Annotated in this window: 3 protein-coding genes; all 3 read left to right on the top strand. The window is 39.6% G+C overall.

Features of this window, described 5'->3' with window-relative positions; all coding sequences use genetic code 11:
• The first annotated feature begins 2 nt into the window (after positions 1-2).
• The 3 genes from NYE62_RS17985 to NYE62_RS17975 all read left to right on the top strand — a co-directional run bounded on the left by NYE62_RS17985 (position 3) and on the right by NYE62_RS17975 (position 14354).
• Positions 3-11321 (top strand): amino acid adenylation domain-containing protein, encoded by an 11319-nt coding sequence (locus NYE62_RS17985; protein ID WP_342497102.1) that lies wholly within the window; start codon positions 3-5, stop codon positions 11319-11321.
• 196 nt (positions 11322-11517) lie between these two features.
• On the top strand, positions 11518-13260 hold the full coding sequence (locus NYE62_RS17980) for an ABC transporter ATP-binding protein (protein ID WP_040238841.1): 1743 nt from the start codon (positions 11518-11520) through the stop codon (positions 13258-13260).
• Positions 13261-13292: 32 nt separating this feature from the next.
• Complete coding sequence (locus NYE62_RS17975; protein ID WP_040238843.1) at positions 13293-14354, top strand: saccharopine dehydrogenase NADP-binding domain-containing protein; 1062 nt, start codon at positions 13293-13295, stop codon at positions 14352-14354.
• Positions 14355-14382: the final 28 nt, after the last annotated feature.

The raw sequence follows: 14382 nt of genomic DNA, 5'->3' as shown, positions 1-14382 counted from the left end.
TTATGAATAAAAATTCTAACCGTGTTCAGTATAAAGATTTCAGTGTATGGCAGAATTTTTATGACATCTCAAAACAGGAAGAGTATTGGAAGAGGGAATTCGCTGGTGAAATTGCTAGGGTGGATTTGAAGACGGATTTCCTCCGTCCTCAAATCCAGTCTTTCAGGGGAGACAATGTTGTAGCAAAGGTAAAGGAGCCATTAAGCTCAGGGGTTAAAAATCTAGCTCTAAAGCATGGTGCTACTGAATTTATGGTTACCCTATCTGTGTTCATTTTATTATTAGCCAAATATAGTCGCCAAAAGGATATTATTGTAGGAACTACCGTGTCAGGCCGAGTTCATGCAGATACTAAGGGTATGTTGGGGATGTTTGTCAATACTCTGGTGATCAAGGGAGAAGTTAGTCCGGATGAGACCTTTGAGCATTTGATATTAGCTGTGAAGGAGAAGTGTCTGCAGGCTTATGATAACCAAGAATACCAATTTGAAGATTTAGTTGAAGCCGTAGAGGAGAAAAGAGATCTCTCAAGAAATCCAATTTTTGATTTTATGTTCGGATTAAAAGAAAAGAAAAAACCGACGGAAATGCAAGGCCTATTGGGCGGAAAAAGTGCATTCATTAAAAGAAATGTCTCAAAGTTTGACTTATCCGTTCTGGTTGAATGTATGCCAGAAGGGTATGAGATAGATTTTGAGTATTGCACAGATTTATTCAAACAAGAAACGATTGAATATATGGCAAGGCATTATGTAACGCTGCTTGAGGAAGCCATAACACATCCAGGCAAAAAGCTTAAAGATCTGCATATGCTTGATCTCAGAGAACAAGAGAAGATCTTGGTTGATTTCAATGCAACGAATGTAGAATACTCTCGAGAACAAACAGCTGTCAGCTTATTTGAGAATCAGGTAGAGAAAACAGCAGGAAATATTGCACTTAAATTTGATGATAATAAGATGACATATGCCGAGCTGAATGAAAGAGCAAATCAGTTGGCGCGAACTCTTCGGGATTTAGGAGTGGCTCCAAACGATCTAGTGGCTCTAGTGACAGAACGCAGCATGGAAATGATTGTAGGGATATTAGCCATCATCAAGGCAGGGGGAGCTTATGTACCCATCAATCCTGAATATCCAGATAATAGAATTCACTATATGCTGGAGGACAGTAGTCCAAAGATTGTATTGACGTATAAGAATAAGCTGCTAGGGAAGGTAGAGATACCAGTATTAGATTTAGAAGATGAGAATAATTATGCTAATGAAACGGACAATCTTTTGCACGTTAACAGGTCTAATGATTTAGTGTATTGTATCTACACCTCGGGTACAACTGGAAATCCTAAAGGAGTTTTAATTGAACATCGAAATGTGGTCAATATGTGGGTCACATATCAGGAGACATTTGCACTAAGCGACAAGGATACGGTGCTGCAATTTGCAAATATATCTTTTGACCAAGCGGTGGGAGATATCTTCCCTGCACTATGCAATGGTGCGGCATTATGCATTGTACCAAAACATTTAACCTATGATATGGAGCAACTACAAAAATATATCGATCGAAATAATGTTACAACAGCTTCATTGACACCTAAGTTAATAGACGGGTTGTGTGTTGACGCATTACCGACGCTTCGTTTGCTGGAGTCAGGTGGAGAGGCAGGTAGTCTAGAAAGCTTAAAAAAATGGGCGGAAAGAGTAGAAGTGCTTAACACATATGGGCCTACGGAGTCTACTGTAAATGCAACTAGTTTTAGAGTGAATACAGACTCTACTTCAATTTCCATTGGACGTCCGATTGCAAATACAAAGGTATATCTTCTAAATGAAATGGAGCTATGCGGGATTGGAATACCTGGTGAGTTGTGTATTGCAGGAGATGGTTTAGCAAGAGGTTATTTAAATCAGCCAGAATTGACAGATAAGAAGTTTATTAAGAATCCCTTCGGTGAAGGAAAACTGTACCGTACAGGAGATTTAGCACGTTGGCAGCCAGATGGAAATATAGAGTATTTAGGTCGAATAGATGATGAACAAGTGAAAGTCCGTGGTTACAGGATAGAGTTAGGTGAAATTGAAAGTGTATTAAGAAAGCAGAGTAATATTGCAGATGCTGTCGTTATTGTAAAAGAAGTTGGAAATAATGATATTCTCTGTGCATATCTCATTGCAGAAAAGGGGCAGGAACTAAGTATACCCCAAATTAAAGAAGCGGTAAGAGAAGAAGTAACAGAGTATATGATTCCTGCCTTTATGATCCAGATCGATGAATTTCCACTAACCATAAATGGGAAGCTGGATAAAACTAGGCTGCCAGAGCCAGATATGTTAGAAAGTTTGAACTACGTACCACCAAGTAATAAGACGGAGCAGGCAATCGTAGATGTATTTGAAGAAATCTTAGGAATATCTCCAGTCGGCATAGAGGATAGTTTCTTTGAACTGGGTGGACATTCGTTAAAAGCGACGGCAGCCATTAATGCCATCGAGAAGAAGACAGGAATTCGTTTGCCAGTAAAAGAGATATTTAGTTCACCAACTCCTTCCATGTTGGCGAGAAAGATTGAGGCCGCGGGAGAAGGTGAATATAGTCCAATACCACAAGCAGAACAGAGAGAAGCTTATCCAGCATCCTCTACACAGAAACGATTGTTTATTCTGGATCAGATGGAAGGCAACAGTACAGCATATAACATGGCGTCAGCGCTAGAAGTAACGGGTAACCTTGATGTAGAAAAAATACAACAAGCCATAGATCGCCTGATCCAGCGTCATGAGTCGCTGCGAACAAGTTTTGTCATGACAGAAGGAGAAACCCTTCAAGTCATTGCAGACGAGGTATTCTACCAAGTGGAATATGAAGAGACCAACAGCTACAGTGACGCTGACATGGAACAATTCGTACGCCCGTTTGACATCGGAACAGCACCGCTCATGCGTTTTAAAGTAGTGAAAGAAAGAAATCGGAACAAATATATTTTACTATTTGATATGCACCATATTATTTCCGATCATCAGACGCTCAATCTATTAATCGAAGATTTCTCACGATTGTATAACGGTGAAGAGTTACAACCACTTGAACTCCAATACAAAGATTATAGTGAATGGATGCGTGGCAGAAACCTGGAGAGTCAGAGGGATTATTGGAAAGAAGTATTTAAAGAAGAGGCACCGGTTTTGGATTTGGTGACGGACTATCCACGTCCGAAAACCCAAAGTTACAAAGGAGCACAAGTGTCTGTTCAACTTAGTAAAGAACAAAAAGTTGGAATTGAAAATATAAATAAACAAAATGGAACGACAGATTACATGACCTTACTGGCTGTATTTATGATAGAACTGCATAAATACAGCAGGCAACAAGATATCGTGGTAGGAACACCCATCTCCGGCAGGGTGCATCAGGACACCGAGACGATCGCAGGCATGTTTGTCAATACGCTGGCAATGAGAGGATATCCAAGGGGCGAGAAAACGTTCCTGGAGTTTTTAAGCGAGATAAAAGAGCTGGCCTTAAACGCGTATGAGAATCAGGAATACCCATTTGAAGAATTGGTAGAGGAAGTAGAAGTACGCCGTGATCTGTCACGCAATCCGCTGTTTGACGTGATGTTTACCATGCAGAATGACGAAGATATCCATCTTGCGATGGGCGAAGCCCAAGTAGACATGTTGGGCATTCATTTTATTGATGCCAAATTCGATTTGGATTTGCAAGCGACAGCGCATGAAGAGGGGTACGCTTTAGATCTGGTATATTGCAGTGATTTATTTACCCAGACTTCAGCACAGGTCATACTGGAGCATTTTAAGGTATTGCTGGATAGAGTGATTGCTAACCCTGATATGAAATTGTCTGAACTACACATGGTCAGTGAGGTAGAACAACAAAGAATACTAACGGTTTTCAATAATACCCATACGGAGCATACGGAGTATGCACAGCATCATACGGCAGTGGAACGATTCGAGAAACATGCGGAACAGACACCCGAGAAGACGGTAATCGAATACGAAACGGGAGTACTTCGTTATGGAGAAGTCAACCGCAAGGCCAATGCATTGGCATGGGAACTGATTTCGTTAGGTGTTCAGCCCAATGATCGAGTGGCCATCATGACTACCCTGGAAGCGGAAACGATCATTGGCATTTTGGGCGTGCTAAAGAGTGGAGCCGCCTATGTCCCGATTGATCCAGCAACACCGAAGGAACGAATAGAGCATATCTTAAACGATGCAGCACCCAAGGTCATTTTAACAAGAGAGAAGACTATGGAAACGGAAGTCCCATTCATCTCGATGAATCTTGAAGATCTGGGTGAGAAGGAGACAAATCCAGCGTGTGCTGTTGAAAAAAGTGACATAGCCTATTTGATTTACACATCAGGAACGACAGGAAAGCCCAAAGGCGTGGCGGTTACACGAGGTAACTTGGATCATTACTTGTCGTATGCAGATAAAGAGTACCAGAAGGAAGCTTGTACGACGGTATTAATGACAAGCTTAAGTTTCGACCTCTCCGTAACGTCCTTGTTCTTACCGCTGATTAGTGGTGGATCTCTTCTATTAAAGGGAGGAGATACGGAGGAAAGGTTACGTGCAGCTTTAAAAGATAACAGGGTAACCTTCCTGAAGCTTACCCCGTCACATTTAAAAATGCTGGAAACCTATGCAGACGGCGTAGATGTGGCGAATTTAGAAACGCTGATTGTCGGTGGAGAGGAGTTCACCACAGATACGGCGTGGAAAACGCAGAAGCTATTGGGTGAAAGCGTCAAGATCCATAACGAATATGGCCCTACAGAGACTACCGTAGGATGCTGTGACTATGTCTATTCCAGCGAAAAAGATAAGGGTTTAAGTGTAGGAATCGGACATCCCATTGCCAATATGCAGCTCTATATACTGAATGAGATGGAGTTATGTGGTGTAGGCGTTCCTGGTGAGCTATGCATCGCAGGAGACGGAGTAGCCAAAGGCTATCTAAACCAGCCTGAATTAACAGCGGAGAAGTTTATCGACAATCCATATGGCGAAGGGAAGTTATACCGCTCTGGAGATTTGGCGAGATGGCTGCCTAACGGAGAGATGGAATACCTGGGAAGAATAGATGAACAGGTTAAAATCCGAGGATATCGGATCGAGTTGTACGAGATCGAGAGCGTTCTAAGGAATCAGCCGGGTATATCTGATGTAGCCGTTGTTGCATTGGAAGTAGGCGGTGACAAGAGTATATGTGCCTACCTGATCCCGACAAATCAAGAGCAGCAACTGGATATGTCTGAAATCAAAAATGATTTGAGAGACAAACTGCCTGAGTATATGTTACCTGGCTTTATGATGCAGATTGATGCCTTGCCACTGACTCCAAATGGGAAGCTGGATGCAAAAGCACTGCCAGAACCAAATGCATTAGCAGGACAGGAATATATGCCACCAAGAACTAAAACAGAGAAAGTCATTACGGACATATTTGAAGAAATCTTAGGAATATCTCCAGTCGGAATAGAAGACAGTTTCTTTGAACTGGGAGGACATTCGTTAAAAGCGACGGCAGCCATTAATGCCATCGAGAAGAAGACAGGGATTCGTTTGCCAGTCAAAGATATATTTAGTTCACCAACTCCTGTCATGTTGTCGAGAAAGATTGAGGCCGCGGGAGAAGGCGAATATAGTCCAATACCACAAGCAGAACAGAGAGAAGCTTATCCAGCATCCTCTACACAGAAACGATTGTTTATTCTGGATCAGATGGAAGGCAACAGTACTGCATATAACATGGCGTCAGCGCTAGAAGTAACGGGTAACCTTGATGTAGAAAAAATACAACAAGCCATAGATCGTCTGATTAAGCGTCATGAGTCGCTGCGAACAAGTTTTGTAATGACCGAAGAAGGAGCATATCAAGTCATTGCAGACGAGGTATTCTACCAAGTGGAATATGAAGAGACCGACAGCTACAGTGACGCTGACATGGAACAATTTGTACGCCCGTTTGACATCGGAACAGCACCGCTCATGCGTTTTAAAGTAGTCAAAGAAAGAAATCAGAACAATTATATTTTACTATTTGATATGCACCATATTATTTCCGATCATCAGACGCTAAATATATTAATCGAAGATTTCTCACGATTGTATAACGGTGAAGAATTACAACCACTTGAAATCCAATACAAGGATTATAGTGAATGGATGCGTGGCAGAAACCTGGAGAGTCAGAGAAACTATTGGAAAGAAGTATTCAAAGAAGAGGCACCGGTTTTGGATTTGGTGACGGACTATCCACGTCCCAAAATCCAAAGCTACAAAGGAGCCCAAGTGTCTGTTCAGCTTAGCCGAGAGCAGAAAGCTGGCATTCAAAATATAAATAAACAACAGGGAACGACAGATTACATGACCTTACTGGCTGTATTTATGATAGAACTGCATAAATACAGCAGGCAACAAGATATCGTGGTAGGAACACCCATCTCAGGCCGAGTGCATCAGGACACCGAGACAATAGCCGGCATGTTTGTCAATACGCTGGCAATGAGAGGGTATCCAAGGGCTGAAAAAACGTTCTTAGAATTTTTAAGCGAGATCAAAGAGTTGGCATTGAATGCATATGAGAATCAAGAATACCCGTTTGAAGAATTGGTAGAGGAAGTAGAAGTACGCCGTGATCTGTCACGCAATCCGCTGTTTGACGTGATGTTTACCATGCAGAATAACGAGGAAATCCATCTTGCGATGGGCGAAGCACAGGTAGAGATGCTGGGCATTCCTTTCATTGATGCCAAATTTGATTTGGATTTACAAGCTACAGCGTATGAAGAGGGGTACGCTTTAGATCTGGTATATTGCAGTGATTTATTTACCGAGACTTCAGCACAGGTCATACTGGAGCATTTTAAGGTGTTGCTGGACAGGGTGATTGCTAACCCTGAAATGAAATTGTCTGAACTCCACATGGTCAGTGAGGTAGAGCAACAAAGAATACTAACGGTTTTCAATGATACCCATACGGAGTATGCACAGAATAATACGGCAGTAGAACGATTCGAGAAACATGCGGAACAGACACCCGAGAAGACGGTAATCGAATACGAAACGGGAGTACTTCGTTATGGAGAAGTCAACCGAAAGGCCAATGCATTGGCATGGGAACTGATTTCGTTAGGTGTCCAGCCCAATGATAGAGTGGCCATCATGGCTTCACTGGGAGCGGAAACGATCATTGGCATTTTAGGCGTGCTAAAGAGTGGAGCTTCCTATGTCCCGATTGATCCAGCGACTCCGAAGGAACGAATAGAGCATATCTTAAACGATGCAGCACCCAAGGTCATTTTAACAAGAGAGAAGACTATGGAAACGGAAGTCCCATTCATCTCGATGAATCTTGAAGATCTGGGTGAGAAGGAGACAAATCCAGCGTGTGCTGTTGAAAAAAGTGACATAGCCTATGTGATTTACACATCAGGAACGACAGGAAAGCCCAAAGGTGTGGCGGTGACACGAGGCAATCTGGATCATTACTTGTCGTATGCAGATCAAGAATACCAGAAGGAAGCTTGTACGACGGTATTAATGACAAGCTTAAGTTTCGACCTTTCCGTAACGTCCTTGTTCTTACCGCTGATTAGTGGTGGATCTTTTCTATTAAAGGGAGGAGACGCGGAGGAAAGGCTGCGTGCAGCATTCAAAGATAACAGGGTAACCTTCCTGAAGCTTACCCCGTCACATTTAAAAATGCTGGAAACCTATGCAGACGGCGTATATGTGCCGAATTTAGAAACGCTGATTGTCGGTGGAGAGAAGTTCACCACAGATACGGCGTGGAAAACGCAGAAGCTATTGGGTGAAAGCGTCAAGATCCATAACGAATATGGCCCTACAGAGACTACTGTAGGATGCTGTGACTATGTCTATTCCAGCGAAAAAGATAAGGGTTTAAGTGTAGGAATCGGACATCCCATTGCCAATATGCAGCTCTATATACTGAATGAGATGGAGTTATGTGGTGTAGGCGTTCCTGGTGAGCTATGCATCGCAGGAGACGGAGTAGCCAAAGGCTATCTAAACCAGCCTGAATTAACAGCGGAGAAGTTTATCGACAATCCATATGGCGAAGGGAAGTTATACCGCTCTGGAGATTTGGCGAGATGGCTGCCTAACGGAGAGATGGAATACCTGGGAAGAATAGATGAACAGGTTAAAATCCGAGGATATCGGATCGAGTTGTACGAGATCGAGAGCGTTCTAAGGAATCAGCCGGGTATATCTGATGTAGCCGTTGTTGCATTGGAAGTAGGCGGTGACAAGAGTATATGTGCCTACCTGATCCCGACAAATCAAGAGCAGCAACTGGATATGTCTGAAATCAAAAATGATTTGAGAGACAAACTGCCTGAGTATATGTTACCTGGCTTTATGATGCAGATTGATGCCTTGCCACTGACTCCAAATGGGAAGCTGGATGCAAAAGCACTGCCAGAACTAAATGCATTAGCAGGACAGGAATATATGCCACCAAGAACTAAAACAGAGAAAGTCATTACGGACATATTTGAAGAAATCTTAGGAATATCTCCAGTCGGAATAGAAGACAGTTTCTTTGAACTTGGCGGAGATTCTATTAAAGCGATTAAGGCCGTTTCGAAGTTACGGGAAAAAGGTTATAAGCTTTCTTTCGCCGCATTAATGTATCAGCAGACCCCAAGAAAGATTGGGGAAAATATTCAAATGGGAGAAGTAAATCAAGTATACGAACAGGGAGAAATCAATGGGGAAAGTCCATTAACCCCTATACAACTAGAATTTTTCAATAAGAATCACGTCGTACCTAATCATTATAATCAGGCCTTAATGTTAAGAAGTGATGAGCCATTTGACATACCTAGTTTAAAGACAGCAATTACTGAAATCATTAAACATCATGACGCTTTAAGAAATGTATATGACGGACAACGTCAAATCACGCTGTCTACAGAGGAAAGCAAGCTATATGATTGGTATGAAAAAGATTATACAAAAGTGCAAGATGTATCGAAAGAGATAGAGTATGCCAGCGATAAATTACAGGCAAGCATAGACCTAGCCACCGGGCCTTTAGTAAAAGTAGGGCTGTTCCATTCAGACAGTGGAGATCATTTACTAATTTGTGTACATCATCTGGTCATAGACGGTGTATCATGGAGAATTCTGCTGGAGGATTTATTTAGTGGATATCGACAAATACAAGAGACAGGTAAAATCACGCTGCCAATGAAAACGGCTTCGTACAAGGAATGGGCGAATGCTTTAACACAATATGCTAAGAGTGAAGTGCTTTCAGATGAAATAGCATACTGGAAAAATATATCGGATAAATCAAATAGTACTGAGACATTCAAGAGTACACAAACAGCAAGTGGTCAATATAAAAATAAAGTAGTGAAAGTGGACTCTGAAACGACGAAAAAGCTGTTGCTCGAAGCTGGAAAGACATATAAAACAGAAATAAACGACTTGTTACTGGCATCGCTGACCATTGCAGTAAAAGAATGGAGAAACTCTAAGTACCTAACCATAGAAATGGAGGGTCACGGGAGAGAGACAATAGATAGAGAGATCGCCATCGATCGTACAGTTGGTTGGTTTACAAGTGTATATCCTATTATTTTGGAGACAAAAGATACTGTTGAAGAAAGCATTTTGGAGACAAAACAAACATTGAAACAGGTCCCTAATCATGGAATTGGATATGGAGTTTTGAGATATCTTGGTGAGCATAGCGGACTTGAGATGAGCGCAGCAATAACATTCAATTATCTTGGAGAATTGGATAACGAGATAGACAGAATTGAAGGAATATCCATGTCGGGAATGCCATTAGGAAGAAGTATGTCAGAAAAAAATTCATCAGGAATGGGATTGTCTCTAAATGGGGCTGTTTTAAATGGGCAACTTGAATTTGACATCATATATGATACTGGATTGTATACTGACGAGGATGCTCAAACATTGGTATTGGCATATGAAAGAGCAATTAAGGATGTTGTCGAAACGTGTTTAACCAGAAAAGGAACAGTAAAAATGCCATTAGATGAAACATTAATTGGTGATAACCGTGATGGCGATCTAAAGTGCATGATACAAAAACAGTTGAATTATTATGGAGATAACTATATTAAAACACGTTCTACTTTAGAATGTCCTGTATTGACAGGACATGAGGACTTCTTGCGACCGGATACAGAAATTATTACTGAAATCATAACAATAGAAGGAACGGCAGAGAACGCTTCTTTATCACTCAGAGGAATAATTTCCAGGCATGGGGCATTAAGAACGAAATTAAATCAAAAAATGACCTATTTAGAAGAATACGATTATTCAGATGAGTGGGAAATTCCAGTAGTGAAAGGAACCTTAGAGTTATCTGCAGAACAATTTAAAGAAATTGTGAATGAAATGAGTTTTCTAACTGATGATAAGCTGTTATCTAGATTTTTAATCGTAGAAATAGATGCAGATCATTGCTTAGTACTTAGTGCAATTCATCATTTAATATGGGATGGAGTCTCACAAGATTTGTTTAAGGTTATGCTTCATGAAACTTTGAACAACAGACTTACCACTCCCTATAACTATTCTTTCATAGAATATTGCAAAATGATTAAAAAGAAAGTTGACGAACTGGAAATTCCAGATGCTCAAGAGTCTAACATGGAAGAGTATATTGAAGCTGCTAAACAATCAGCTGATTTGGTCTCTCGACGAGACACTAAGAGGTCTACAGAAATTCATGTAAAACTAAATGAGTTACAATATCAGAAATTTAGCGAACAACCCATTAATACAGCAGTAGAATTTATATCAAGGCTTATGTATAGTGACTTACCTGAAGAATTAAATAACATCCCTGTTTCTGTTTTGACACATAACAGAGATGAATTCAATAAGGAAATGTTGGGGCTAACTTTAAATTTAGATTATTCAATTTATGATAGGAAAAGTAAAACGCAAAAACAGCTTTTATCAACATCAGAAAAATCGAGTATTAATCAATCTGCAATTACAGAAAAGTTGTTTCTTATAGCACAAAAGTACGATTTTAATGAAATGTCCCGTCGCATTCCAATCATTAATTATCAGGGAGTCCTTGATAAGTTTGCAAGTAGAGATGACATATCACTTGAGAAGATGTTTTTACAAACACAGATTATAGAGTCTGAAGATTTTGGAGTTAGCATGCACTTTTACATTCAAAATAGTACTCTAATTGCTCGCATTACAGGCATTACAATTGAAGAAGAGCTCCTTAATGATGTCATGAAGAATATTTAATGTTGTATCTTACCCGTAAAACCACCCGCTATGCGGGTGGAGGGGTCATAAAAAGACATATGATGCCAGATCATGTGCATATGCTCGCGGTCCCACCCAACATATCTGAAATATGCACATGATCTAGCAATAAACAATTGGAGTGTAAATTAGACATGCTCTAAATGAAATTAGAAACAAGAAGGGGGCTTAGAGTATGAATGAAAAAATTTCAAAAAGCATATACAAAAAGAATATAGGCTTATTTATTTTGTCCTGCTTACTTGGTATCATGACATCTATTCTGTTTATTGCATTGGCAATTATACTACAAAAGTTTATTGATTATTCTATTAATAAAGATATTGACAATATCATTAAGGTGACTACTGTTTCCGTTATTTTATTGCCTTTAGGTGCAGTGGGAATGTATGTGGGGTATGCTGTTAAAAATTTATATACAAAAAGGGCAACGTTAAACCTGAAAAATACCCTTGTTGAAAATATTTTGCGGTTAGATATGAGAAGTTTCAACAAGGAGAGTAATGGAACCTACATATCACGATTGTCAAATGATATAACGATAATTCAAAACGATTATATAAAAGGGACCGTGGAAATATTTGTTCAGCTAGCTATGCTTGTAGGTGGAGTGCTTGCGATGTTTATCATTAATTCATTCCTTGCATTGAGTATATTACTCACTTGTATCATTCCACTTGCAGTTTCGAGTATATTTAATAATCGTATGCAAAAAGCACAAGGTGAAGTGGCTGAGCAAAATAAAAATTATGTATCTTTCATTAAAGATATATTGTCTGGAAATCAGGTTGTTAAGAGCTTTAACATCGAAAAGGAGATTTTTGAAAGGGCAAAGGCAAAGGCGAACAAGCAGGAAAAAGCAAAAATGGTATACGAAAATCTGTTGTCACTCATTATGTCACTTACTGATATTTCAACTTTTCTTGTTGCTGTAGTCATATTTATTGTGGGTACTCAGCAGCTAATGAAAGGAGAAATTACAGTAGGAGAGATTATGGCTTTCATTCAATTGTTAAATTGTGTAACAGTTCCCATTAATAGACTCATAACCGGTTTTACCAAAAGGAAGGCCAGTCGGGCTTTATTAATGAATTTCAATAAAATTGGAGAGGCAAAAACGGATCAAACTCAAAGAATTGATATCCCTAATTTCAGTAATAAAATTTCTCTAAATGGGCTTTCGTTAAGCGTAGATGGGAAAAAAATTTTAGATGATATTAATTTTGAATTTGAATATGGAAAGTCTTATGCCATTGTAGGAACAAGTGGGAGTGGAAAGACAACCTTATTAAAGATGTTGACTGGGTTTTATGATGGGTATGAAGGAAATATCAGGTATGACGGGGTTGATCTTGAGAAAATAAGTGATCAGTCCATTTTCCAAAATGTTAGTTTTATTCATCAGGACTGTTTTATCTTTGATGATACGATTGAACAAAATATTAAATTGTTTCGTGAATGTGACACAGATGAGTTTGAGCAAGTAATAAAGAAGAGTATGTTACAGAAATTGATTCATGACAGAGGCGGCTTTGATGTATTATGTGGAGAAAATGGAATCCATTTTTCAGGTGGGGAAAAACAGAGAATTTCTATAGCAAGAGCACTCCTGAGAAAATCACCTATATTACTTATGGACGAGGCGACTTCAGCGTTGGACAATCAAACAGCTAGTGACCTTGAGTGTATGTTAAGTGAAATGCAGGGCATTACGAGAATTTCCATTACTCATAGGCTGGATGAATCAATTCTTAGTGGATATGATGAAATTGTCTTATTGAATAATGGGAAAATTGAAGAACACGGCACGTATCATAAATTAATGGAAGCCAAACAAAGATTTTATGCATTGAGTATGTTGAGTAGACATAATAATGATCTTTTAATAGAGAAAGGTATAACTAGTCTTGTATTTTAAATCTTGTATAAGATGAAAGGGGTGTCGTACGGATGGAGCAAATCGCAGTTGTTGGGTGTGGCGGAATGATCGGTGAAGTCATCTGTAAGAACTTATGTAAAGACTTTATTGTTAAGGGCGGACAGCGGCGTGAACCTACAGCATTAATGAACCTTAATAATTTTAACTACCAATTCCTGGATGTTTCTGACTGGGAGAACTTGATTGCGTTCTGTACTGATTGTACGGTTGTCATTAATTGTGCAGGGCCTGAATTTATAATTAAAGATAGAGTTGCTCAGGCAGCTATGGAAGTAGGAGCAAAATATGTCGATGCTTCCAATGCTTTATTATTGAGTCAGGAGCAAATAGAGCTTAAAGCTAACGGTGTAAATTACATAGGAGCTGGTTTTTGTCCTGGAATTACAGGTCTGCTATTAAAACGAGTAATAAATCATTTATTAGACGAAACGAAGTATGTGAATTGTTATATTGGTGGTGCGGAACATTATACGAAAACTTCTATCTCAGATATATTAATGAGTGGCCATAGTGTAATTGGAAAAACAGATTCTTATTGGAGTGATCATTGTGTAAAAACGGAAAATATAAATATGATGAAGAAAGAATTTGTACCTGAAGTGGATGTCCCTGTCTATAAGAAACCGTATTTAAGTCAAGAGATCATTGATATTCTGGAAGTTAGTTCGGTACAAGAACTCCACTGGTACAATATAGCAGCAAATGATAATATTTTTCGTTTAGCAATGCAATTTTATCAAATGCAACTTGAGTCTTCGGTTGAAGAAGCCCTGAAAAAACTAGACATTCGTTTAGAGGAGCAACCTAAAGAGGAATGGATAGCTTTAGTCATTGATGCTACAGGAGTGAAAAATGGAAAGGATGTTAGGTGCAGATTGAATTTACAAATGGAAACGAGTTCAGAGTTAACGGGTACAGTGGCTGCTGAAATCGCCCGACAAGTTATTTCAAGTAATAGACCTAATGGTACCTACTGGGCTTATGAAGTACTTCCTATAGATTTTATGAATCAATATGTTTTTTCTAATAAGCATGATTTTTATGAGGAAAAGTATGTTGAAATAAAGAAATGATATGACTAGGTTACATGGCGTACATCTG

The sequence above is a fragment of the Bacillus sp. FSL K6-2861 genome (assembly GCF_038630725.1).
Taxonomy (GTDB): Bacteria; Bacillota; Bacilli; order Bacillales; family Bacillaceae; genus Bacillus; species Bacillus velezensis.
Note: the sequence above shows the minus strand (reverse complement) of the source record. Positions and strands in the feature narration are given on the sequence as shown.